This is a genomic window from Actinomadura physcomitrii (assembly GCF_008923205.2).
GTDB classification, from domain to species: Bacteria; Actinomycetota; Actinomycetes; order Streptosporangiales; family Streptosporangiaceae; genus Spirillospora; species Spirillospora physcomitrii.
Map to the genome: position 1 here is coordinate 23,466 of NZ_WBMS02000050.1, position 22,867 is coordinate 46,332.

Consider the following 22,867-nt stretch of genomic DNA (forward strand, 5'->3'; position numbering starts at 1 on the left):
TACCCCCACATCTCCCCCGGGACGGGCTCCGCCCGGATCACCGGCCCTGCGGGGCCGCTCCCCCCGCGCCGAAACCGCCCCCGAAGCCGCCGCCGGCGGCCTCGTAGCGCGGGGCGGCCTGCAGGTGCTGCCCGACCCGCTTGACCAGCACCGCCATCTCGTAGGCGACCAGGCCCGCGTCGGCCTCCGCCTCGGCGATCACCGCGAGGCAGGTGCCGTCGCCGGCGGCGGTGACGAACAGCAGCAGCGCGTCCATCTCGATGATGGTCTGGCGGACATTGCCGCCCGCGAAGTGCCGGCCGGCGCCGCGCGCGAGGCTCTGCACGCCGGACGCCAGCGCGGACAGGTGCTCGGCGTCCTCGCGGCCGAGCTCGCTGGACGCCGCGACCGCGAGGCCGTCGCGGGACAGGATCACCGCCTGCCGCACGCTCGCGACGCGCTCGGCGAAGTCGTTGAGCAGCCAGTTCAGCTCGCCGGTGGCCGTGTTGTGCATCATCGGGTCCCCTCATCCTCCCCATCGGACGCGCGGCCGCGCCGCCATCCCTGCTGTACCGAGGCCATCAGCGAGCGCGCCTCCTCCGGGGACCTCGCGACCCCGCCGGCGGTGCCGCCGCCCACCGGTGGGGGCAGCGGCGGCGGCTCCTTGCGCAGCTGCGGCGCGAGGTTCTCCTGCCGGACCCTGCGGGGCAGGCCCGCGTGGGTTCCGGCGGGAGAGCCGCCCTCCGCGCCCCGAGGGCGCTCGCCGCCGTCGACGGTACCGCGATCTTCGCCGCCGTCCCACGCCGCGTCACCGCCCGCATGCGCACCGCGCTCCGCGGCCGGCTCGTCGCGGTCGCCGCGGCCGGGCGCGCCCGCCAGGGCGCCGGACGGGCGGACGCCGGGCGCGTAGACGGGCGCGGGCACCCAGCCGTCGGCGTCGGACGGGTCGTCGGACGCGTAGGCCGGCACCGCGCCGGCGTCGGTGCCTGCGTCGTCGGACCACGGGTTCGCGGATCCGGCACCGGGCCCGCGGGACGGCGCGGCGGGCGCCGCGTCCTCGGGCCGGCCCCACGGGGCCGCCGGGCCGGCGAGCTGCGGCAGCACGGGCGGCGCCTCGCGCAGCGGCACGGGCTCCGGCCCCGCCGCGCCGGGGCGCGGCGGGTCGGCGGGCGCGGGCTCGCGGCGGGCGAACACGCCGACGTCCGGGACGACCTCTGCGCGCGTCACGACCTCCGGGCGCGGCGTCCCGCCGAACGGGACGCCGGTGTACGGGGTGCCCATGAACGCCGTCCCGGCGTCGGCCGGAACCGCCTGGACCGGTCCTTTCCCGACCGGCTCGGCGTCCACGGGCTCGGCGTCCACGGGCTCGGCGTCGAGGGGCTCGGCGCCGCCCGGCCCGCTCTTGGACGGGGCGTCCGCGCCGCCGGACGGCGCGTGGTCGTCGTCGCCCGCCGGCGCCTCGACGGCGGGCGTGCCGGTCCCGCCGTCCAGCATCGCGGGGTCCTCGTCCATCCGGTCGGCGGGCACCACGAGGTCGTGCGGCATCAGCACGATCGCCGTGACGCCCCCGTACGGGGAGCGGTGCAGCGACACGTCGATGCCGTGCCGGGCGGCGAGCCGCGCGACGACGAACAGCCCCAGCCGGTCGGTGTCGACCAGGTCGAACTCCGGCGGCTCGGCGAGCCGCCGGTTGATCTCGGCGAGCGTCTCCGGCTTCACGCCGAGCCCGCGGTCCTCGATCTCCACGCAGAAGCCGTTGCCGACCCGCTCGGCCATCACCCGCACCTCGGTGTTCGGCGGGGAGAACGACGCCGCGTTCTCCAGCAGCTCGGCCAGCAGGTGCACGACGTCGGTGACGGCGGCGCCGACCAGGCCGTCCTCGGAGTCGGTCAGCACGACCGCGCGGGTGTAGTCCTCGATCTCGGCGATCGCGGCGCGCAGCACGTCGGTGATGTGCACCGGGCGCCGCCAGCCGCGGCCCGGGGTGGCGCCGGACAGGATGATCAGGCTCTCGGCGTGCCGCCGCATGCGGGTGGTGAGGTGGTCGATCCGGAACAGCGCCTCCAGGTCGTCGGCCTCGGCGCGGCTCTCCAGCCCGTCCAGCATCGTCAGCTGGCGGTGCAGCAGCGACTGGTTGCGGCGGGCGATGTTGAGGAAGATGCGGCTGACGCCGGCGCGCAGCTCTGCCTGCCCGACGGCGGCGTCCACGGCGGTGCGCTGCACCTTGGCGAACGACTCGGCGAGCCGGTTGACCTCGCTGGTGCGGCCGCGCGGCAGCGCGGGCGCCTCCGCCTCGACGTCCACGGCCTCGTTGCGGCGCAGCCGCTCGACCAGCCGCGGCAGCCGCTCGTCGGCGAGCTCCTCGGCGGAGCCGCGCAGCCCGACCAGCTCGCGGACGACGCCGCGCCCGAACCGCAGCGCGAGCAGCACCGACCCGGCGATGACCAGCAGGCCGACGCCGCCGACGACGCCGAGCCGGATGTAGGCGTCGCGGCCCAGCCGGTCGGCGCGGGCGGCGGCGCCGTCGGTGTTGGCCAGGATCATCTGGTTGACCGACAGGACCAGCGGCTGCGCGGTCTCCTGCCACTGCCAGGTGCTGATCGGCAGCGGGCCGCGGTCGTGCGCGGCGATCTGGTCCTCGATGTCCTTGTACGCGTGGTACTGGGTGGAGGCGAACACCGGCGCGGTGAGCCGCGCGTAGATCTTCGGGTCGGCCAGCGAGCGCTGCCGCTGCCACTGCCAGCGCTGCTCGCCGAGCATCTCCAGGAACATCCGGTGCTCGGCGGCGGTCATCCGGCCGTGCGTGACGAGCGCGCCGGCGACCAGCGCGTTCTCGCGCTGCAGCAGCTCCATCGCGCGCCCGGCGGCGCGGTCGGACAGCGTCCAGTTGTAGAGCGAGGAGTCGTCGATGACGATCAGGCTGTCGTACAGCCGGTGCATCACGTCGACCATGCTGCTGTAGTCGTTGACGGCGGTCAGCCGGTCGATCCTGCGGCCGTCGACGGCGGCGCGCAGCTCGCCGAGGCCGCCGAGCGCCTTCAGCACGTCCGAGACCCGCGAGCGCATCTCGGCCGTGGTGGCGCCGCGCGCGGCGTCGGAGGTGGAGGTGCGGCGGAAGGTGGCCACGGCCTTGTCCAGGCGGGCGCGCTGGGCGGTGAGGGCCGCGGGCGTGGACGCCGCCTTGCGCGGGCCGCTGAGGTACACGACCGACGCCTGCCGCTCGTTGCCCAGCGCGACGAGCAGCGCCTGCCCGGACGCGGCGAACTGGTCGTTCAGCGTGTGGTACTTGCGCTGGGCGAGGGCGGAGCGGCCAGTGAGCTCGGCCGCGTACGCCCAGATCGCGACCAGCGAGACGAGCGGAACGAGAAGAAGCGCGGCGACCTTGGACCGGATCGGGCGCGTGCGTGCGGTTCTCATGGGACCTCGAACGTTCCGGCACGTAGTCGGACCTTGCGCGCGGGTGGCCCGATCATAGAGGCGGCCTGCGACGCTTCCGCAACCCCTTCACCACCTTTCGTCCGTATTCGGAACCGGATCCGTTATCGACATTCAGGACATTTGCTTCATTTCCCCCTGTTGCCGGGCGGCGATGGGCCATACTCTGCTGTTTCGCCCGCCGATCGCGGCCCGGCACGGGAGGGAGACCGACGATCAGTACAGGCAGCCACGGCGCGGCCGGCCCGCCCGGCCGGAGCGGAAGCCCGCTCCCCGCGCCCGGGAGCGTTACCATTCCCGCCGTGAGTCCCGAAAGCCAGGCATCCGAGGCACTCCCGTCGCGACGCCGCCGCGCCCCCCGCGGCGGCCGACATCGCGGCGACGAGTCCTTCCTGCTTCCCCCCGGATCCCCCGCGCTCGTCCTGGCCGTGCCCGGCCCCGCCCGGCAGGGCGGCACCGAGATCGCCGCCGAGCTCGCCCGGCTCGTGGAGATCGAGCACACCGGACAGCCCGCCCACGTCGCGCACCTGGACGGCGCGGACGGCGGCCTGCACGCCCTGCTGGCCGCCCTCGGCCGCCCGCAGGACGAGCTCGCGGCCGTCGTGGTGCCGATGTCCACCGGGCCCGACCCGGCCCTGGACGCCGCCGTCCGCGCCGCCGTCGCCTCCGCCCCGGTGCGCACCGTCGCCGCCGAGCCGCTCGGCCCCCACCCGCTCATCGCCGAGGCGCTGCACGACCGGCTCGCCGACGCGGGCCTCGCCCGCGCCGACCGCATCCGGATGATGACGATGGTGACCGCCGCGACCGGCGTCATCGTCGCCACCCCCGGCGACGCGACCGCCGTCCGGCAGGCCGAGGTCACCAGCGTGCTGCTCGCCTCCCGGCTCGCCGCGCCCGTCTTCACCGCCTCGCTCGCCGACGAGGCCGGCATGCGGGCCGCCGGAGAGCAGCTGCGCGCCGCCGGCGCCGCGTCCGTCGCCGTCGCGCCGCACCTCATCGGCCCCGAGCCGGAGAGCCGCCTGGTCCCCGCCGCGGCCGCCGCCGTCGGCGCGGCGCACGCGGGCCCGCTCGGCGCCCACCCGGCCCTGGCGCGCCTCGCCGCCCTCCGCTACGTCGAGGCCCTGTCGCTGGCGCTGTCCCAATGACATTGCCCTTGGCGTCAGGCCGTTAGACGGCCTTCCTCCGGCGGGCAATGTGTGCGATCGCAGCATCGCTCCGACTCGCCCTGGGGGCTCGCTGCGCGATCGGATTCTTGCTTCGCTCGAATCCGGCTTCGCACGCGATCGCGACGGTTCCGGTCGGGCGCGGGGCTGGGGCGGGGGCTGGGCGGTGCGCGCCCCTGGACGGGCGATCCCGGCCGATTTCGGTTGGGCGCGGTCTCAGACGGGCCGTCCCGGCCGGGCGGTTTGCGCCCGGCCGGGAATCGGTCGGCGGTCAGCGGTTCTTGAAGTGCGGTGGGCGTTTCTGCATCGTCGCGGTCATGCCCTCGGCCAGGTCCTCGGTGAAGAACGCCAGGGCCTGGACGCCGGTCTCCGCGGCGATCTGCCGGCGCAGGCCGGGGACGTCCAGGGACATGTTCAGCAGTTCCTTCGTCCGGCTCAGCCCGTACGGGGACGCGGCCAGCAGCTCGTCGGCGAGCGCCTGCGCGGCGTCGAGGTCGCCGCCCTCCGCGCACACCTCGTTGACGAGCCCGAGGGCCTCGGCGCGGGCCGCGTCGAGGCGCTGCGCCCGGTAGCAGATCTCCGCGGCCTTCGCCGGGCCGACGAGGCGCGGCAGCAGCCAGGACAGCCCGCAGTCCCCGGCCGACAGGCCGAGGTTCACGAACGGGACGACGAACCGGGTGGTCGGGTCCGCGACCCGCAGGTCGCAGGCCAGCGCCCAGGAGACGCCCATGCCCGCGACCGGGCCGTGCAGCGCCGCGATCACCGGCTGCGGGATCTCCCGCAGCCGCGCGGTGACCTCGCCGCCGCGGGCGATGCCGCGGTACAGCCGCTGGGCGCGGCCCTCGTCGGTCTTCTGGCCCGGGTCGCCCTGGATGTCCATGCCCGAGCAGAAGCCGCGGCCGTCCCCGGTGAGCACGACGACCCGGGTGGACGGGTCGCGTTGCAGCTCGTTGAGGACGTCGAGCATCCGCTCGGTCAGCGCGCCGTCGACGGCGTTCAGCCGCTCCGGGCGGGACAGGGCGATGGTGAGCACCCCGTCCCGCCGGTCGAGCCTGATCCCGTCCAACGGCTCAGGAGGTCAGCTGCTGGATGAGCGGGCCCATCTGCTCCATCGGGTTCTTGAACACCGCGAGCGGCTCGCTCGCGTTGATCGCGGCCCAGTTGTCGCGGACGGCCTCGACGGACAGGGTCTCCTTCTGCCCGTAGCCGGGGCCCTCCGCCACGAAGATCTTGGCGATCCGGCCGCCGCCGACGGTGTAGACCTCGCCGGAGTCCTCGTTGGACTCGTGCACGAGGAAGGCGACCAGGGGGGTGACCTGGTCGACGCCGAGCTTGTCGGCGAAGTCGGCGGGCAGCAGGTCCTCGGTCATCCGGGTCCAGGCGACCGGCGCGATGGCGTTGGCCTTGATGTTGTACTTGGCGCCCTCGTGGGCGAGGGTCTTGGTGAACCCGACCAGGCCCATCTTCGCGGTGGCGTAGTTGGCCTGGCCGAAGTTGCCGAACAGGCCGGCCGGCGACGAGGTGTTGACGATGCGGCCGTAGGCGTTGTCGCGCAGGTGCGGCCAGGCGGCGCTGGAGACCAGGAACGAGCCGCGCAGGTGCACGGCGATGACCGCGTCGAACTCCTCGACGGTCATGTTCTTGAACGACTTGTCGCGCAGGATGCCCGCGTTGTTGATGACGATGTCGACCTTGCCGAACGCGTCGAGCGCGGTCTGCACGATCGCCTTGGCGCCCTCGGGGGTCGCGACGTTGTCGGGGTTGGCGACGGCCTCGCCGCCGTTCTTCTTGATCTCGTCCACGACCTCCTGGGCGGGGCCGGCGGAGGCGCCGACACCGGAGCGGTCGCCGCCGAGGTCGTTGACGACGACCTTCGCACCGCGCGCGGCGAGCTCCAGCGCGTGCCGGCGGCCGAGGCCGTGGCCCGCCCCGGTCACGACCGCGACACGGCCGTCGTAGCGCAGTTCCGACATCTCTGTCTCCTCACATCGCACCGACTACGCCCCCAGGTAATCATCCGGGGGTTACCCAGTGGTACCACTAAACCGAATCCCGCTCGGCCTCGGCCCCCTCCGATCTCTCCCCGCGGGGAGCAGCGTGCTCCGTGGGACTTCAGTGAAACTTGCGGCAAATGCCGCATTTTCCGGGGCGTGCGGCGTAGTGTCCTCACCCACCCGGCCCGGTCCGCACAGGTGCCGCCTCGACATCGGAGGTCCCGTCTCGATGAGCCCTGCCGACGCGTCCAGCGCCCCCCGCCCGTACCGCGTCGTGCAGTGGGCGACCGGCACGCTCGGCCGCGCCGTGATCCGCGGCGTCCTCGACCGCCCCGGCCTGGAGCTCGCCGGCGTCTGGGTGCACTCCCCCGCCAAGGACGGCGCCGACGCGGGCCTGCTCAGCGGCCGCGCCGCCACCGGCGTCACCGCCACCCGCGACCTCGACGCCATCCTCGACCTCGACGCCGACTGCGTCGTCTACGCCCCCGGGCGCACCGGCGACCCGCTCACCGACCTCGACACCGTCTGCGCGCTGCTCGCGTCCGGCAAGAACGTGATCGCGACGAACGGCCTGGTCTATCCGCAGGCGCACGGGCCGTCCCTGGTGGAGGAGCTGGAGCGGGCCTGCAAGCAGGGCGGCTCGTCGGTGCACGGCACCGGCTTCAACACCGGGTTCATGGCGGACGTGATGCCGCTGGTGCTGTCCCGGCTGTCGCGCCGGATCACCCACGTCTACTCGCGCGAGTGCTCCGACTTCTCGCGGCACCCGTCCTGGCGGATGGTGCACCACATGGTCGGGTTCGGCCGCGACGAGGAGAAGTTCCTGCGCGCGCTGCGCCCCAAGCGCACCGCGATGCGTCTGCTGTACACCGAGAGCCTGCACCTCGTCGCCGCCGGGCTCGGCGTGGACCTCGACGAGATCGACGTGGACGTCGACTACCGGCTCGCCGGCACCGACCTGGAGATCACCGCCGGCCGGATCCCGCGCGGCACCGTCGCCGCGGCGCGCTGGACGTTCAGCGGGCTGGCCGGCGGGCGGCCGGTGATCAGCGTCGAGGTGATCCACAAGGCGGACGCCGCGCGGATCCCCGACTGGGGCGACCCCGGGCACTCGGTGCGGGTGCACGGCCGCCCGTCGATCACGTTCACCACCGACGACGAGTGGGTGTCCGACGAGGTCACCGCCGCCGCGGTGCACGCGCTGAACTCGATCCCCGTCGTGTGCGCCGCCGAGCCCGGCATCCGCACCTACCTGGACTTACCGCCGGTCACCGGGCGGATGGACGCCACCGCCCCCGGCGGCTTGTGACACGCCGCCCCCGCGCGGTCAAGGGAGCGTCTGCTCCACGCGGGACTCCCCCTCGGCCTCGGCCTCCTCCTCGGCCTCCCGGCGGTGCTTGCGGACGCTCCACACCACGATCGCGACGACCGCGATCACCGCGAGCCCGATCGCGAGCCCGCGACCGGCCCACTGCGCGGCCCGGTCGAACGCCTCGCCGGCGAAGTAGCCGCCGAGCGTGAACGTCACCACCCAGGTCAGGCCGCCGAGGAAGTTGAACAGCAGGAACTTCGGATACGGCAGCCGGGAGCCGCCCGCCAGCGCGGGCATCAGCGCCCGCAGCAGCGCGGTGAACCGGCCGATGAACACCGCGATGGCGCCGCGCCGCCGGATGAGGTCCTGCGCGCCCTCCACCTTCGCGCGGTGCTTGGCCACCGCCCGGATGTCCAGCAGCCGCGGCCCGTACCTCTTGCCGATCTCGTAGCCGACCGAGTCGCCGGCGACCGCCGCGACGACCCCGATGACCAGCAGCAGCGGCAGCGAGAGGGTGTCCTGGCTGGCCAGCACACCGCCGACCACCACGGCCGTCTCGCCGGGGAACACGAACCCGACGAACAGCGCCGCCTCCGCGAACACCAGCGCGGCGATCAGCCCGTAGACCAGGCCGGGCGGCAGGCCGTCCACCAGGGTGTTGAAAGTCTCGAGCATGGTCCCCCGCCATCTCGTCCGTCCGGGGCCGCCTCCGGCTGCCGGCCCCTGCTGCGTGCCATGCGATCGTGCGTGCCCGTTTAGCGCGGGCCGCCGACGGTAATCGTATGCGCGGGGCCGGTGGTCCAGGATCCCCCGGAAGGACGACTTGCCACTGGCCGAAACGGCGTGCGGACCGGCGGCCGTCTCCTCCCAGGGGCGGGCCCGCACCGGGTGACTTTCGGAAGGAACCGGACATGACCGCACAGGAAGTCGAGCGGGGCCGCTTCGTCCGGCAGCAGAACCGGTTCACGGACCGGATCACCGCCGACGGCTCGAGCGGGTACCCGGCGGAGGCCGGCCGGTACCGGCTGTTCGTCTCCTACGCCTGCCCGTGGGCGCACCGCTCGCTGATCGTCCGGCGGCTGCTCGGCCTGGAGGACGCGCTGCCCGTCGCCGTCGTCGACCCGATCCGGGACGAGCGCGGCTGGCGGTTCCCCGACCGCGACCCGGTCACCGGCGCCGTGTTCCTGTCCGAGCTGTACCTGGCGAGCGACCCGTCCTTCGAGGGCCGCTACACCGTCCCGTGCATCTGGGACACCGTGACGGGACGCCTGGTCACCAACGACTTCCCCACCATCACCACGATGCTGGAGACCGAGTTCACCGCGCTGCACCGCGACGGTGCCCCCGACCTGTACCCCGAGGCGCTGCGCCCGGAGATCGACGAGCTGGACGACCTCGTCTACCACACCGTCAACAACGGCGTCTACAAGGCCGGCTTCGCCACCGCGCAGGACGCCTACGAAGAGGCGTTCGACGCGCTCTTCGCCACCTTCGACCGGCTGGAGGAGCGGCTCGCCGGCCGCCGCTACCTGCTCGGCGACCGCATCACCGAGGCCGACGTCCGCCTCTACCCGACGCTCGCCCGCTTCGACGCCGTCTACTACTCGCACTTCAAGTGCAACCTGCGCCGCCTCGTCGACTACCCGAACCTCTGGGCGTACGCCCGCGACCTCTACTCCGTCCCGGCGTTCGGCGAGACGACGAACTTCGACCACATCAAACGGCACTACTACGTCACGCAGCGCAACATCAACCCGTCCGGAGTCGTCCCGAAGGGCCCGCTCATCGACTGGACGGCCCCGCACGGCCGCGGCGCGGACAGCGGAGCCTGACACCGGGAACCGAACGCCGCTCACTCCACGTCGTACCGGTCACACCCGTCGTTATGCTGGCGGATCTCCGGAACGATCTCGATGTGAGAGGCAGTACCTCCGACAATGCGCAGCCAGTTCTTCGGAAACATGGACCAGGGGCAGCAGCTCCCCGGCCACTTCGCCCTCCAGAACTCCAAGATGCTCCGCGTCCACCTCAACGGGGACGTCCTGGCCCGGCAGGGCTCCATGGTCGCCTTCCAGGGCCAGATGGAGTTCGACTACGAGGGCGCCGGAGGCATCGGCAAGTTCATCAAGAAGGCCGTCACCGGCGAGGGCGTCCCGCTGATGCGCGTCCGCGGGCAGGGCCTGCTGTTCGTCGCGCACGACGCCGCCGACATCCACCTGTTCTACCTGGAGAACGAGGGCCTGACCGTCAACGGCGCCAACATCCTCGCCTACGACTCGCACCTGCAGTCCGACATCCAGCGCGTCCAGGGCGCCGGCATCGCCGCGGGCGGCCTGTTCAACACCACCCTGCAGGGCACCGGCTGGGTGGCGCTCACCACGCACGGCACCCCCGTCATGCTCGACTGCGGCCGCGCCCCCACGTTCGCCGACGGCCAGTCCGCGGTGGCGTGGAGCACCAGCCTCCAGGTCGGCGTCAACCGCACCTTCAAGGCCGCCGCGCTCATCGGCCGCGGCAGCGGCGAAGCCATGCAGCTCGCCTACCAGGGCCAGGGCTTCGTCCTCGTCCAGGCCAGCGAAGGCCCCACCGTTCCCCCGCACACGCACTGAGCCGAGGCGCGGCTGGTGACGTCGGTCACGCTTCGGGGTGGCGGATCTTGTCGGAGGCGCGGCCTCGGCTTCGGCAAGATCCCTGTGGCCGCGGGGGAATGGAGGGCGATCGCAACGCGCTGGCATGGGAAGAGGTCAAGTGCGAGTAGCCTTGATAGGTCTCTTATCTCACCTGCGAGCAGCGGAAGAGGGCGATCTCCGCCGTGTCGACAGAGTCGTCGCAAACTAGTGCCGACCCAAGGAACACAGATTTCGGTGCCAACGAGTGGCTGGTCGACGAGCTGTACCAGAAGTACCTCGAAGACCCGAACTCGGTTGACGAAGCCTGGTGGAACTTCTTCGCGGACTACCAGCCGGACACCCGGCCGGCGTCCGTGACCCCCGCGTCCCCCGGCGCACCCCAGCCGAGCACCGGAACGGCGGCCGGCGCGGCCGCCAACGGCACCGCGGCCGCTCCGCCGACACCGCAGGCCCCGGTGTCGCCGCCGAAGGCCCCCGCCAAGCCGGCCGGCAAGGCCGGCGGGCCGGCGCCCAAGACCGACAAGCCGGCGCCGCCGCCGGTCCCGGCGGGCGCCGAGGAGGTCCGGCTGCGCGGCGTCGCCGCCCGGACGGCCACCAACATGGAGGCCAGCCTCGCGGTGCCGACCGCGACGAGCGTGCGCGCCGTGCCGGCCAAGCTGCTGATCGACAACCGCATCGTCATCAACAACCACCTCAAGCGCGGCCGCGGCGGGAAGGTCTCCTTCACGCACCTGATCGGCTACGCGATCGTCAAGGCGCTCGCGGCGATGCCGGAGATGAACGCCGCGTTCACCGAGGTGGACGGCAAGCCGGTGCTGATCAGGCCGGAGCACGTCAACTTCGGCCTGGCGATCGACCTGCAGAAGCCGGACGGCTCCCGGCAGCTGGTCGTGCCGAGCATCAAGGCCGCCGAGACGCTGGACTTCCGCCAGTTCTGGGCCGCCTACGAGGAGATCGTCCGCAAGGCGCGCGGCAACAAGCTGACCCTGGAGGACTTCCAGGGCACCACGATCAGCCTGACGAACCCGGGCACGATCGGCACGGTCCACTCGGTGCCGCGGCTGATGCCCGGCCAGGGCACGATCATCGGCGTCGGCGCCATGGAGTACCCGGCCGAGTTCGCGGGGGCGTCCACCGACACCCTCGCCCGGATGGGGATCAGCAAGGTGATGACGCTGACCTCCACCTACGACCACCGGATCATCCAGGGCGCGCAGTCCGGCGACTTCCTGCGCCGCATCCACGAGCTGCTGCTCGGCGAGGACGGCTTCTACGACGAGATCTTCGAGGCGCTGCGCATCCCGTACGAGCCGGTGCGCTGGGTCAAGGACATCTCCGCCGGGCACGAGGACGACGTCGCCAAGATCGCCCGGGTGCACGAGCTGATCCACGCCTACCGGGTCCGCGGCCACCTGATGGCCGACACCGACCCGCTGGAGTACAAGCAGCGCCGCCACCCCGACCTCGACATCCTCAAGCACGGCCTCACCCTGTGGGACCTGGAGCGCGAGTTCGCGACCGGCGGGTTCGGCGGCAAGCCGACCATGAAGCTGCGCGACATCCTCGGCGTGCTGCGGATGGCGTACTGCCGGACGGTCGGCATCGAGTACATGCACATCCAGGACCCAGAGGAGCGCGCCTGGATCCAGGCGCGCGTCGAGGTCCCGCACGACAAGCCGTCCCGCGAGGAGCAGCTGCACGTCCTGCGCCGGCTGAACAGCGCCGAGGCGTTCGAGACGTTCCTGCAGACCAAGTTCGTCGGGCAGAAGCGGTTCTCGCTGGAGGGCGGCGAGTCCGTCATCCCGCTGCTGGACTCGGTGATCTCCGCGGCGGCGAAGGCCAGCCTGGACGAGGTCGTCATCGGGATGGCGCACCGCGGCCGGCTGAACGTGCTCGCCAACATCGTCGGCAAGTCCTACGGGCAGATCTTCGGCGAGTTCGAGGGCAACCTCGACCCGCGCAGCGCGCAGGGCTCCGGCGACGTGAAGTACCACCTCGGCGCGTCCGGCGACTTCGTCGCCGACGACGGCTCGAAGATCCACACCGAGCTGGTCGCGAACCCGTCCCACCTGGAGACGGTCGACCCGGTGCTGGAGGGCGTCGTCCGCGCCAAGCAGGACCTCCTCGACGTCGGCGAGGCCGGGTTCACGGTGCTGCCGATCCTGATCCACGGCGACGCCGCGTTCGCCGGGCAGGGCGTGGTGGCCGAGACGCTGAACCTGTCGCAGCTGCGCGGCTACCGCACCGGCGGCACCGTGCACGTGATCATCAACAACCAGGTCGGGTTCACCACCGCGCCGGAGTACTCGCGGTCCAGCGTGTACGCCACGGACGTGGCCCGGATGATCCAGGCGCCGATCTTCCACGTCAACGGCGACGACCCGGAGGCGTGCGCGCGGGTGGCGCGGCTGGCGTTCGAGTACCGGCAGACGTTCAAGAAGGACGTCGTCATCGACATGGTCTGCTACCGGCGCCGGGGGCACAACGAGGGCGAGAACCCTTCGTTCACCCAGCCGCTGATGTACGACCTGATCGACGCCAAGCGCTCGGTGCGCAAGCTGTACACCGAGGCGCTGATCGGCCGCGGCGACATCACCGTCGAGGAGGCCGAGCAGGCGCTGCGCGACTACCAGGAGCAGCTGGAGCGGGCGTTCACCGAGACCCGCGAGGCCGTGAAGAAGCCGCTGGAGCCGGGCTCGGTCGTCAAGCCGGACGTCGAGGAGCGCATCCCGATCGACCACGGCAAGGCCGGCACCGCGATCCCGCAGGAGACCGTCAAGCGGATCATCGAGACGCAGGTCAGCCTGCCGGAGGGGTTCACCCCGCACCCGCGGCTGCAGCCGATCCTGCAGCGCCGCGCGCAGATGATCGAGGACGACGCGATCGACTGGGCGACCGGCGAGCTGCTGGCGATGGGCTCGCTGCTGATGGACGGCCACCCGGTCCGGCTCGTCGGGCAGGACACCCGGCGCGGCACGTTCGGGCAGCGGCACGCGGTGCTCGTCGACCGCAAGACCGGCGAGGAGTACACCCCGCTCAAGCAGTTCGGGCAGGGCGTGTCGAAGTTCTACGTGCACGACTCGCTGCTCAGCGAGTACGCGGCGATGGGCTTCGAGTACGGCTACTCGATGACCCGCCCGGACGCGCTGGTCGCGTGGGAGGCGCAGTTCGGCGACTTCGCCAACGGCGCCCAGTCGGTGGTGGACGAGTACATCTCGTCCGGCGAGCAGAAGTGGGGCCAGCGCTCCAGCCTGGTGCTGCTGCTGCCGCACGGCTACGAGGGGCAGGGCCCCGACCACTCGTCCGCGCGGATCGAGCGGTACCTGCAGCTGTGCGCGCAGGACAACATGACCGTCGCCTACCCGACGACGCCGGCGAACTACTTCCACCTGCTGCGCTGGCAGGTGCTGTCCGGCCGGGGCAAGCCGCTGGTGGTGTTCACGCCGAAGTCGCTGCTGCGGCTGAAGGCGGCGACGTCGCCGGTCGAGCGGATCACCGACGGCGCGTTCCAGCCGGTCATCCCGGAGAGCAGCCCGGCGGTGGACCCGGCGGGCGTGAAGCGGGTGCTGCTCACCACCGGCAAGATCTACTACGACGTGGCGAAGGCCCGCGACGCGGCGGGCGCGAACGACACGGCGATCGTGCGGATCGAGCGGCTGTACCCGCCGCCGGTCGACGAGATCAAGGCGGAGCTGGCGAAGTACCCGGCGGACGCCGAGGTGGTGTTCGTGCAGGACGAGCCGGCGAACATGGGCGCGTGGCCGTTCATGGCGCTGAAGCTGCCGCACCACATCGAGGGGCTGACGATGTCGCGGGTGTCGCGCCCGGCGTCGTCGTCGCCCGCGGTGGGGTCGGCGAAGCTGCACCAGGCCGAGCAGGAGGCGCTGCTGTCCAGGCTGTTCTGACGGGCAGGCCGTGCCGCTCCGCGTCCCGCCGCCGAGGCGGGACGCGGAGCGGCTGCGTTACAGGGGTAAGAGGAATAGATTCACATGTACTTCACTGATCGGGGCATCGAGGAGCTCACCGAGCGCCGCGGCGGCGAGGAGGTCAGCCTGACCTGGCTGGCGGAGCGGCTCCGCGAGTTCGTCGACCTGAACCCCGAGTTCGAGACGCCGGTGGACCGCCTCGCGACCTGGCTCGCCCGCCTCGACGACGAGGACGACGACTGACGCCACGCACCGGGATTCGCGATACATCTTGACTTTTCGTTGACGCGACATATCGTGTTACCGGAAGGGACGCTCGGACGAAGGGCCTGAGGCGATGTCGCGCTGGACGATCGACGAACCGACCACGCTGGACTTCGACGGCGTGGTCACGCTGCGCACGACGCTGATCGCCGGGACCGTCTCCGTGCTCGCCTCGGACGAGCGCCCGTCCATCATGATCAGCGAGGTCGAGGGCCCGCCGCTGATGATCGCGCACGAGGCCGGCCTGCTCACCATCACCCACGAGCGGCTCTGGGAGGGCGTGCTGAGCTGGCTGCGCACCCGCAACGCCCGCGCCGCGATCACGGTGACCGTCCCGCACGACTGCCCCGTCACCGTCAACCTGGTGTCCGCCGACGCGGTGATCACCGGGCTGACCGCCCGCACGTCCATCAAGTGCGCGTCCGGCGGCATCACCCTCGACGGGGTGACCGGCGCGGTCGACGCCAACACGGTGTCCGGCGACATCGAGGCGCAGGGCCTGGACGGGACCGTGTCGTTCACCTCCGTCTCCGGCGACCTGGCGCTGGCCGGCGGCGCGGTCGAGCAGCTCACCGCCCGCACCGTCAGCGGCCGCATCGCCGCCGACGTCGACCTGGTCGGCGACGGCCGGATCGACGTCAACACGGTCTCCGGCGAGGTCGCGCTGCGGATCCCCGAGTCCGCCGGGGCGCGGGTCACGCTGAACGCGGCGGCCGGCCGGATCGAGACGTCCTTCCCCGAGCTCGGCCGGGCCGACCGGGCCGTCGCCACCACCGTCTCCGGCAAGATCGGCGACGGGTCGGGCCGGCTGTCGGTCAACTCGGTGTCCGGCTCGATCACCCTCCTCGGCCGCGACGGCGACGCCCCGGAGATCAGCACCCCGCGAATGGAGAAGTGAGTTGAGCCCCGTTTTCGGCCACGGCCGGCTCCGCCTGTACCTGCTGAAGCTGCTGGAGGAGAGCCCGCGGCACGGCTACGAGGTGATCCGGATCCTGCAGGACCGGTTCCTCGGGGTGTACTCGCCCTCCCCCGGAACGATCTATCCGCGGCTGGCCCGGCTGGAGGCCGAGGGCCTGGTCACCCACGAGGTGGTCAAGGGCAAGAAGGTGTACTCGCTGACCGACAAGGGCCGCGAGGAGCTGGAGCGCCGGATGGACGAGCTGGCGGAGCTGGAGGAGGAGATCACCGCGTCCGCGCAGGAGTTCGCGCGCGGCGTGCAGCAGGACGTCCGGCAGACCGTCCGGTCGCTGCGCGAGGAGCTGACGCAGGCCGCGCGGACGATGCGGGACCAGGGCAAGGCCACGTCCAAGGAGGCGTGGAAGGAGACCACCGACCGGCAGAAGGACGAGTGGCGGCGGCAGAAGGACTTCTGGCGCGAGCAGAAGCAGGCGTGGAAGGAGGAGTGGCGGCAGAACTGGGAGGACGCCTGGAAGACCGCCACCGGCACCCGCGAGGACATCGCCCGGCTGAAGCTGGAGCGGCTGCTGCGCCGGTTCGTCGAGGACGTCCGCAAGGCCGCCAAGCGCTCCCACCTGGACGACGAAGACCTAGCCGCCGTCCAGACCCTCCTAGAGGAAACCCGCAACCGCCTGAACACCGAGATCCTCAACCGCGACCGACCTCGTTGAGTTGTGGCGTGTCGTGGTCATCGGCACCGCCATAACCACGACACGCCACAAGTCAACGGCTACGGGGTGAAGACGATCTTGCCGAAGAGGTCGCCTTCGGCCATGGCGGCGAAGCCGTCGCGGGCCCGCGCCAGCGGCAGCGTCCGGTCGATCAGCGGGCGGGTGCCGGTCTTGACCAGGAACCGCGCGAGCCGCTCCAGCTGCTCCCGGGTCCCCATCGTGGACCCGACGACCTGCAGCTGCAGGAAGAACACCCGGTTCAGCTCGGCGGGCGGCACCTGGCCGCTGGTGGCGCCGGACACCACGATCCGGCCGCCGGGCCGCAGCGACTTCAGCGAGTGCGACCAGGTCGCCTCGCCGACCGTCTCGATGACCGCGTCGACCCGCTGCGGCAGCCGCGCGCCGGACTCGACGGCGACGTCCGCGCCGAGCTCCAGGGCCCGCTTGCGCTTGGCCTCGCTGCGGCTCGTCGCGAACACCCGCAGGCCCGCCGCGGACGCCAGCGCGATCGCGGCGGTCGCGACGCCGCCGCCCGCGCCCTGCACCAGCACCGTCGCGCCGGGCTCCACGCCCGCCTTGTCGAACAGCATCCGGTAGGCGGTCAGCCACGCCGTCGGCAGGCACGCGGCCTCCTCGAACGACAGCTCAGCCGGCTTGCGGACGAGGTTGCGGCGCGGCACCGCGACCTTCTCGGCCAGCGTCCCCTGGTAGTGCTCGGACAGCAGCGACCGCTTCGGGTCGAGGGTCTCGTCGCCGCCGCCCCGGTCCGGGTCGCCGATCACCGAGTGGACGATGACCTCGTTGCCGTCCTCGTCGACGCCCGCGGCGTCGCAGCCGAGGATCATCGGGAGCCGGTCGGCGGGGAGCCCGACGCCGCGCAGCGACCACAGGTCGTGGTGGTTCAGCGCGGCGGCCTTCACCGTGACGGTCGTCCAGCCGTCCGGCACCTCGGGATCGGGCCGCTCCCCCAGCGTCAGCCCGTTCAGCGGATGGTCTGCGTCGATCTGTGTGGCCGTGGCAGCGAACATGGACGCACACTAACCGCCCGCCCGCGACGCCCGGCGGCCCGCCCCCGGTCACGGGGACGGGCCGCCGGCCGACCGGCCCGTGACGGGCCTCAGAGCACCTTGGACAGGAAGTCCTGCGTGCGCTGGTGCTGCGGGTTCGCGAGCACCTCGCGGGGCCTGCCCTTCTCCACGACGACGCCACCGTCCATGAAGACGAGCGAGTCGCCGACCTCGCGGGCGAAACCCATCTCGTGGGTGACGACGATCATCGTCATGCCGTCCACCGCGAGCTGCTTCATGACCTCCAGCACCTCGCCGACCAGCTCCGGGTCGAGCGCCGACGTCGGCTCGTCGAACAGCATCAGCGCCGGCTCCATCGCCAGCGCCCGCGCGATCGCGACGCGCTGCTGCTGCCCGCCGGACAGCTGGGAGGGGTAGCTGCGCGCCTTGTCGCCGAGCCCGACCCGCTCCAGCAAGGCGCCGGCCGCCTCCCGCGCCTTCGCCCGCGGGATCCGCCGGACCTGCACCGGCGCCTCCATGACGTTCTCCAGCGCCGTCATGTGCGGGAACAGGTTGAAGCGCTGGAACACCATGCCGATGTCGCGGCGCTGCGCGGCGACCTCGCTCTCGCGCAGCTCGTGCAGCTTGCCGCCGCGCTCCCGGTAGCCGACCAGGTGCCCGTTCACCCACAGCCGCCCGGCGTTGATCTTCTCCAGGTGGTTGATGCAGCGCAGGAACGTCGACTTGCCGGACCCGGACGGCCCGATGACGCACATCACCTCGCCCGGCATGACCTCCAAGTCGATGCCCTTGAGGACGTCCAGCCGGCCGAAGGACTTGCACACGCCCTCGGACCTGACCATCGGCTGCCCCGGCGCACCATCGGGCGCACCGCCGGGCGCGCCGTCGCCGTCCGCGGGCTCCGCGCCCGGCTTGTCCAGCCCGACTCCGCTCACGGTTCCCTCCCCTCGACGGCCGTCCGCCGGACGGTCCGCCGGGCGCGCAGGTTGCTCCACAGCCGCTCCAGCATCGTCTGCCGCTGCGCGGTGCCGCGCCCGAAGTAGCGCTCCAGGTAGAACTGCCCGACCGTGAGGATCGACGTCATGATCAGGTACCAGATGCTGGCCAGCAGCAGCAGCGGGATCGTCTGGTACGTCCGGCCGTAGATGATCTGCACCGAGTACAGCAGCTCGGGCACCGCGATCACCGACACCAGCGACGACGTCTTCAGCATCGAGATCGTCTCGTTGCCGGTCGGCGGGATGATCACCCGCATCGCCTGCGGCAGCACGATCCGGCGCATCGTCTTGGCGCGGCTCATGCCGAGCGCGCTCGCCGCCTCCGCCTGCCCCTGGTCGACCGACAGGATGCCGGCCCGCACGATCTCCGACATGTACGCCGCCTCGTTCAGCCCCAGCCCGAGGCAGCCCGCGACGAACGGGGTGATCAGCGTGTTCGCGTCGAAGTGCGCGAACGTGGGGCCGAACGGGATGCCGATGGACAGCTGCGGCACGAGCGCCTTGATGAACGCCCACAGCAGGATCTGCACCAGCACGGGGGTGCCGCGGAACGCCCAGATGTACAGCCAGGCGGACCCGGAGATCAGCGGGTTCGGGGACAGCCGCATGATCGCCAGCAGCACGCCGCCGACCACGCCCATCACCATCGCGATGGCGGTCAGCTCCAGCGTCTTGCCGATGCCGGTCATCACCGCGGTGATGGTGAAGTTCTGCCCGATGACGTCCCAGCCGAAGTTGGGGTTGTTGACGACGCTGTAGATCGCCCACACCGCGATGTACGCGATGATCACGGCGGCGACCCAGCGTCCCCAGTGCCGCACGGGGACGGCCCGGATCTCCTCGGGCCGTCCCGCGCGCGGCTTCTCGTCCGTGACAGTCATTCGCTCAGCTCGTGGCGCCGTTGATCTGCGGCGAGGTGTTGGCCCCGCTGGTGATGCCCCACTTGTCGAGGATCTTGTTGTACGTGCCGTCGGCCTGCAGCGCCTTCAGCGCACCGAGGATCGCGTCCTTGGTGGTGCCGAGCTGCTTGCCGACCGCGATCCCGTACGGGGCGGTGTCGTAGGTCGCGCCGGACACCTCGAACTGCCCGCCGGACTGCTTCGCGGCGTAGTCGATGACGGGCGAGTCGGCCAGCACCGCGTCCGCGCGGCCGCTGCTCAGCGCCAGGTTCGCGCCGTTCTGGTCCGGGTACGGCTGGCCGACCGGGCCGGGCTTGCCCGCGTCCTTGCACTTCTTGGTGCGGGTGCCGAGGCCCTTGCCCACGTCGATGGTGCTCGACACCTCGTCGTTCTGGACGGTGCCCTTCTCGACCGCGACCTTCTTGCCGCACAGCGACAGGTCGTCCGGCTTGAGGCCCTGCGGGTTGCCCTTCTTCACCATCAGCGCGGAGCCGGCGGTGAAGTAGGTGACGAAGTCGACCGTCTTCTCCCGCTCCTTGCTGTCGGTGAACGAGGACATGCCGAGCTGGTACTGGCCGGACTTGATGCCCGGGATGATCGCGTCGAAGCCCGCCTTCTGGAAGGCGAACTCGACCCCGAGCTTCTTGCCCAGCGCCTTGCCGAGGTCGAGGTCCATCCCGATCAGCGTCTTGTTGTCGGTGTCGTAGAACTCGTTGGGCGCGTACGACGGGTCGGTGCCGACAGTGATCTTGCCGGCCGACTTCACGTCCGCCGCCAGCTTGGCGTTCAGCGCGTCGTCCTTGGTGATGCCGGAGAAGATGTCCCCGACGGACTTGGTCGGCGCGGCGGCGCCGCCACCGGAGCCGTTGTCGTCGCCGCACGCCGACAGGGCGAGGGCGCCTGTCAGCACGAGCGCGCCGGCCGCGACGGCGCGGCGGCGCAGAGAACCGGTGATCACAGGTCCCCCTCCAGAGGTCGCAGTGGATCCGCACGGATCCTGAGGTCAAGTGCACATTTTGGCGCACACCTGGCTCGATGCGGATAAAGGGTGCGACACAATCGGACAACGAGGCGGCCCGGCGCCCCCGGCACGACCTCCGGTCCCCGCACTCTACGCGATGGCCGCCGGACCGTCCGTGACGATCAGTGACGGCCGCCACCGCCCCGCCCCCGGATCGGCGGAACCCCCTGTGGCACAATCGGACAACGGGTGACCCCCGTACGTCGCGAGATGTCCACCAGGTGACGGCCACCAGACCACACCACCGCGGCGGCATCGCCCGAAAGCCAACTTTCACTGACAGGGGTCGCTGTGGCTGCCGAGCCCATTCCCACCGAACCGCACTCACTGGACGACGATCCGGCGTTCCCGCTGCACCGCGGCGGAAAGCTGGAGATGCGGTCGACCATCCCGGTCCGCAACAAGGACGATCTGTCCCTGGCCTACACGCCCGGCGTCGCCCGGGTCTGCACGGCCATCGCCGACAACCCCGAGCTCGCCTACGACTACACCTGGACGTCCAAGGTCGTCGCCGTCGTCACCGACGGCACCGCCGTGCTCGGCCTCGGCGACATCGGCCCGGCCGCGTCCATGCCCGTCATGGAGGGCAAGTCGCTGCTGTTCAAGGAGTTCGCCGACGTCGACTCCGTGCCGATCGCGCTGAACTGCACCGGCGTCGACGAGATCGTCGACACGGTGACCCGGCTGGCGCCGAGCTTCGGCGGCATCAACCTCGAGGACATCAGCGCCCCCCGCTGCTTCGAGATCGAGGACCGGCTCCGCGCGGCCCTCGACATCCCCGTCTTCCACGACGACCAGCACGGCACCGCGATCGTCGCGCTCGCCGCGCTGAAGAACGCCGCCCGGTACGTCGGCAAGCCGCTGTCGGAGCTGCGCGCCGTCGTCGCCGGCGCCGGCGCGTCCGGCATCGCCGTCTCCAAGATGCTGATCGAGGGCGGCATCGGCGACATCGCCCTGTCCGACAGCAAGGGCCTCATCTACGAGGGCCGCGACGGGCTCAACCCCGTCAAGGAGCGGATCGCCGCGATCACCAACCGGTCCCACCTGAAGGGCTCCACCGAGGAGGCGCTGCGCGGCGCCGACGTGTTCATCGGCCTGTCCGGCAGCACCGTCCAGGAGTCGTGCGTCGCGACCATGTCCGACAGCGCCATCGTGTTCGCCCTGTCCAACCCCACCCCCGAGGTGCACCCGGACGTCGCGCGCCGGCACGCCAAGGTCGTCGCGACCGGCCGCAGCGACTACCCCAACCAGATCAACAACGTGCTCGCCTTCCCCGGCATCTTCCGGGGCGCGCTGGACGTCCGCGCGCACTCCATCACCGAGGGCATGAAGCTGGCCGCCGCGAACGCGCTGGCCGGCATCGTGGGCGACGACCTCACCGCCGACTACGTCATCCCCAACCCGTTCGACGACCGGGTCGCGCCCGCCGTCACCGCCGCGGTCGCCGCGCAGGCCCGCGCCGAGGGCGTCAACCGCGTCTGACCCGTCCCGCTCCGCCGCGCCTCGCGCCGGCCCGCGCTCCCCACCCGCGGAGCGCGGACGGCATCTACCGTCCGTCCACGGCCCGACCGGCCCCCGGACGGACGGACACGCGCCGCCACGGCCAGTACCGGGCCACGACGCGGCCGAGGACGAGGCCGTCCGGCACGGCCCCGAAGTCCCAGCTGTCGCGGCGGCCGCGGGCGCGCTGGTTGTCGGACTCCAGCCACCAGCCGCTCCCCGACCGGTGCGCCACCCGCTTCACGATCAGCACGTCCCCCCGCTCCGGATGCCGCGCGACGACGACGTCACCGGGGCGGGGCCGGGCGCCCGGCAGCACCACGAGCCAGTCCCCCGGCGCCAGCGCGGGCAGCATCGAGTCGCCCTCGACCGCGACCGTCCGCAGCCGCCCGCGCGTCCCGGCCAGCGCAAGCAGCAGCGCCCCGCCGAGCGTCCAGGCCACCGGGTGGCGCATCCGCATCCTTCTCCTCGCCTCCGTGCACGGCGCTTTCGCGCGCTGCGGCCGCATAGTCGCGCGGCCACGGGTACATGAACACCGCTGGACGGGGTTCCGGGCCGCGGCGCGGCCCGGTCCTAGGCCGAAATACCGAGCGCCCTGGCCGGACGCGCCCAGGGGCACAAGGGTAATGTCGGTGACCTGAGCATGATCCGCAACGAGGGAAGGGAATCGCAGGTGTTCAAGCTTCTGCGCCCGAAGACCACGGTCTCCGCGCACTGCGACCTGCCGTGTGGCGTCTACGACCCGGCGCAGGCCAGGATCGAGGCCGAGTCGGTCAAGGCGATCACCGAGAAGTACGCGGCCAACGAGGACCCCGAGTTCCGCGCCCGCGCGATCCTGATCAAGGAGCAGCGCTCCGAGCTGGTCAAGCACCACCTGTGGGTGCTGTGGACCGACTACTTCAAGCCGCCGCACTTCGAGAAGTACCCCCAGCTCCACCAGCTGTTCAACGAGGCGACCAAGCTCGCCGGCGCCTCCGGCACCAAGGGCAGCATGGACCCGAAGGTCGCCGACGACCTGCTCGCGAAGATCGAGGAGATCTCGAAGATCTTCTGGGAGACCAAGCAGGGCTGAGCACGGCCCGCTTCGAGG

General features: G+C 72.0%; 20 protein-coding genes. 10 read left to right on the top strand and 10 right to left on the bottom strand.

The window, feature by feature from the left end:
• Window positions 1-37: 37 nt before the first annotated feature.
• Together F8568_RS39695 and F8568_RS39700 are read right to left on the bottom strand one after the other, a co-directional pair.
• Window positions 38-493, bottom strand: a complete 456-nt coding sequence (locus F8568_RS39695) for a roadblock/LC7 domain-containing protein (protein ID WP_151598914.1) — start codon at window positions 491-493, stop codon at window positions 38-40.
• Complete coding sequence (locus tag F8568_RS39700) at window positions 493-3,396, bottom strand: nitrate- and nitrite sensing domain-containing protein (protein WP_151598832.1); 2,904 nt, start codon at window positions 3,394-3,396, stop codon at window positions 493-495. The genes F8568_RS39695 and F8568_RS39700 overlap by 1 nt, the downstream gene beginning before the upstream one ends.
• Window positions 3,397-3,716: 320 nt before the next feature.
• Between F8568_RS39700 and F8568_RS39705 the strand changes: the two genes are divergently transcribed.
• Complete coding sequence (locus tag F8568_RS39705) at window positions 3,717-4,559, top strand: hypothetical protein (protein WP_151598834.1); 843 nt, start codon at window positions 3,717-3,719, stop codon at window positions 4,557-4,559.
• 289 nt (window positions 4,560-4,848) lie between these two features.
• On the opposite strand, the gene F8568_RS39710 is transcribed toward F8568_RS39705, so the two are convergent.
• Both F8568_RS39710 and F8568_RS39715 read right to left on the bottom strand, forming a co-directional pair.
• Complete coding sequence (locus F8568_RS39710) at window positions 4,849-5,643, bottom strand: enoyl-CoA hydratase/isomerase family protein (protein WP_151598836.1); 795 nt, start codon at window positions 5,641-5,643, stop codon at window positions 4,849-4,851.
• A gap of 4 nt (window positions 5,644-5,647) precedes the next feature.
• Window positions 5,648-6,550 (bottom strand): SDR family oxidoreductase, encoded by a 903-nt coding sequence (locus tag F8568_RS39715; protein WP_151598838.1) that lies wholly within the window; start codon window positions 6,548-6,550, stop codon window positions 5,648-5,650.
• 250 nt (window positions 6,551-6,800) lie between these two features.
• Here F8568_RS39715 and F8568_RS39720 point away from each other — a divergent pair, with 250 nt between their 5' ends.
• Window positions 6,801-7,880, top strand: a complete 1,080-nt coding sequence (locus F8568_RS39720; protein WP_151598840.1) for an NAD(P)H-dependent amine dehydrogenase family protein — start codon at window positions 6,801-6,803, stop codon at window positions 7,878-7,880.
• An 18-nt stretch (window positions 7,881-7,898) separates the two neighbouring features.
• Here the strand turns inward: F8568_RS39720 and F8568_RS39725 are convergent, their stop codons facing one another.
• Entirely contained in the window at window positions 7,899-8,558 is a 660-nt protein-coding gene (locus F8568_RS39725) for a DedA family protein (protein WP_151598842.1), read from the bottom strand.
• 236 nt (window positions 8,559-8,794) lie between these two features.
• On the opposite strand from F8568_RS39725, the gene F8568_RS39730 reads away from it, so the two are divergent.
• From F8568_RS39730 to F8568_RS39755, 6 genes are all read left to right on the top strand, one after another.
• On the top strand, window positions 8,795-9,715 hold the full coding sequence (locus F8568_RS39730) for a glutathione S-transferase family protein (protein WP_151598844.1): 921 nt from the start codon (window positions 8,795-8,797) through the stop codon (window positions 9,713-9,715).
• 105 nt (window positions 9,716-9,820) lie between these two features.
• Window positions 9,821-10,492 (top strand): AIM24 family protein, encoded by a 672-nt coding sequence (locus tag F8568_RS39735; RefSeq protein ID WP_151598846.1) that lies wholly within the window; start codon window positions 9,821-9,823, stop codon window positions 10,490-10,492.
• 203 nt (window positions 10,493-10,695) lie between these two features.
• Window positions 10,696-14,418: a multifunctional oxoglutarate decarboxylase/oxoglutarate dehydrogenase thiamine pyrophosphate-binding subunit/dihydrolipoyllysine-residue succinyltransferase subunit gene (locus tag F8568_RS39740; protein ID WP_151598848.1), complete on the top strand. Its 3,723-nt coding sequence runs from the start codon at window positions 10,696-10,698 to the stop codon at window positions 14,416-14,418.
• 84 nt (window positions 14,419-14,502) lie between these two features.
• Window positions 14,503-14,682 carry a DUF6104 family protein gene (locus tag F8568_RS39745; protein WP_151598850.1) on the top strand — a complete coding sequence of 60 codons (180 nt, stop codon included), beginning with the start codon at window positions 14,503-14,505 and terminating at the stop codon, window positions 14,680-14,682.
• 94 nt (window positions 14,683-14,776) lie between these two features.
• A complete protein-coding gene (locus F8568_RS39750; protein ID WP_151598852.1) occupies window positions 14,777-15,601 on the top strand; it encodes a DUF4097 family beta strand repeat-containing protein in 825 nt (274 codons plus the stop codon).
• Between the two features lies 1 nt (window position 15,602).
• Complete coding sequence (locus F8568_RS39755) at window positions 15,603-16,331, top strand: PadR family transcriptional regulator (RefSeq protein ID WP_151598854.1); 729 nt, start codon at window positions 15,603-15,605, stop codon at window positions 16,329-16,331.
• 59 nt (window positions 16,332-16,390) lie between these two features.
• On the opposite strand, the gene F8568_RS39760 is transcribed toward F8568_RS39755, so the two are convergent.
• The 4 genes from F8568_RS39760 to F8568_RS39775 form a co-directional block, all read right to left on the bottom strand.
• Entirely contained in the window at window positions 16,391-17,359 is a 969-nt protein-coding gene (locus F8568_RS39760) for a zinc-binding dehydrogenase (RefSeq protein ID WP_151598856.1), read from the bottom strand.
• A gap of 89 nt (window positions 17,360-17,448) precedes the next feature.
• Window positions 17,449-18,201: an amino acid ABC transporter ATP-binding protein gene (locus tag F8568_RS39765; protein ID WP_151598916.1), complete on the bottom strand. Its 753-nt coding sequence runs from the start codon at window positions 18,199-18,201 to the stop codon at window positions 17,449-17,451.
• A gap of 89 nt (window positions 18,202-18,290) precedes the next feature.
• Window positions 18,291-19,238, bottom strand: coding sequence for an amino acid ABC transporter permease (locus F8568_RS39770; protein WP_151598858.1), 948 nt, complete (start codon window positions 19,236-19,238; stop codon window positions 18,291-18,293).
• A 4-nt stretch (window positions 19,239-19,242) separates the two neighbouring features.
• Window positions 19,243-20,214 (bottom strand): ABC transporter substrate-binding protein, encoded by a 972-nt coding sequence (locus F8568_RS39775; RefSeq protein ID WP_151598861.1) that lies wholly within the window; start codon window positions 20,212-20,214, stop codon window positions 19,243-19,245.
• A gap of 354 nt (window positions 20,215-20,568) precedes the next feature.
• Here F8568_RS39775 and F8568_RS39780 point away from each other — a divergent pair, with 354 nt between their 5' ends.
• Window positions 20,569-21,759, top strand: a complete 1,191-nt coding sequence (locus tag F8568_RS39780; protein WP_151598863.1) for an NAD(P)-dependent malic enzyme — start codon at window positions 20,569-20,571, stop codon at window positions 21,757-21,759.
• A gap of 64 nt (window positions 21,760-21,823) precedes the next feature.
• Here the strand turns inward: F8568_RS39780 and sodX are convergent, their stop codons facing one another.
• Window positions 21,824-22,237 (bottom strand): nickel-type superoxide dismutase maturation protease, encoded by a 414-nt coding sequence (gene sodX, locus F8568_RS39785; RefSeq protein ID WP_236009947.1) that lies wholly within the window; start codon window positions 22,235-22,237, stop codon window positions 21,824-21,826.
• A gap of 183 nt (window positions 22,238-22,420) precedes the next feature.
• Here sodX and sodN point away from each other — a divergent pair, with 183 nt between their 5' ends.
• A complete protein-coding gene (gene sodN, locus F8568_RS39790) occupies window positions 22,421-22,849 on the top strand; it encodes a superoxide dismutase, Ni (RefSeq protein ID WP_151598865.1) in 429 nt (142 codons plus the stop codon).
• Window positions 22,850-22,867: the final 18 nt, after the last annotated feature.

What these genes read in the sequence shown, in the direction of transcription:
- F8568_RS39720 (WP_151598840.1), top strand. Translation starts at nt 6,801, where the DNA reads ATGAGCCCTGCCGACGCGTCCAGCGCCCCCCGCCCGTACCGCGTCGTG.
- sodX (WP_236009947.1), bottom strand. Translation starts at nt 22,237, where the DNA reads ATGCGGATGCGCCACCCGGTGGCCTGGACGCTCGGCGGGGCGCTGCTG.
- F8568_RS39760 (WP_151598856.1), bottom strand. Translation starts at nt 17,359, where the DNA reads ATGTTCGCTGCCACGGCCACACAGATCGACGCAGACCATCCGCTGAAC.
- F8568_RS39735 (WP_151598846.1), top strand. Translation starts at nt 9,821, where the DNA reads ATGCGCAGCCAGTTCTTCGGAAACATGGACCAGGGGCAGCAGCTCCCC.
- F8568_RS39725 (WP_151598842.1), bottom strand. Translation starts at nt 8,558, where the DNA reads ATGCTCGAGACTTTCAACACCCTGGTGGACGGCCTGCCGCCCGGCCTG.
- F8568_RS39715 (WP_151598838.1), bottom strand. Translation starts at nt 6,550, where the DNA reads ATGTCGGAACTGCGCTACGACGGCCGTGTCGCGGTCGTGACCGGGGCG.
- sodN (WP_151598865.1), top strand. Translation starts at nt 22,421, where the DNA reads ATGATCCGCAACGAGGGAAGGGAATCGCAGGTGTTCAAGCTTCTGCGC.
- F8568_RS39745 (WP_151598850.1), top strand. Translation starts at nt 14,503, where the DNA reads ATGTACTTCACTGATCGGGGCATCGAGGAGCTCACCGAGCGCCGCGGC.
- F8568_RS39750 (WP_151598852.1), top strand. Translation starts at nt 14,777, where the DNA reads ATGTCGCGCTGGACGATCGACGAACCGACCACGCTGGACTTCGACGGC.
- F8568_RS39700 (WP_151598832.1), bottom strand. Translation starts at nt 3,396, where the DNA reads ATGAGAACCGCACGCACGCGCCCGATCCGGTCCAAGGTCGCCGCGCTT.
- F8568_RS39765 (WP_151598916.1), bottom strand. Translation starts at nt 18,201, where the DNA reads ATGGTCAGGTCCGAGGGCGTGTGCAAGTCCTTCGGCCGGCTGGACGTC.
- F8568_RS39770 (WP_151598858.1), bottom strand. Translation starts at nt 19,238, where the DNA reads ATGACTGTCACGGACGAGAAGCCGCGCGCGGGACGGCCCGAGGAGATC.
- F8568_RS39695 (WP_151598914.1), bottom strand. Translation starts at nt 493, where the DNA reads ATGCACAACACGGCCACCGGCGAGCTGAACTGGCTGCTCAACGACTTC.
- F8568_RS39730 (WP_151598844.1), top strand. Translation starts at nt 8,795, where the DNA reads ATGACCGCACAGGAAGTCGAGCGGGGCCGCTTCGTCCGGCAGCAGAAC.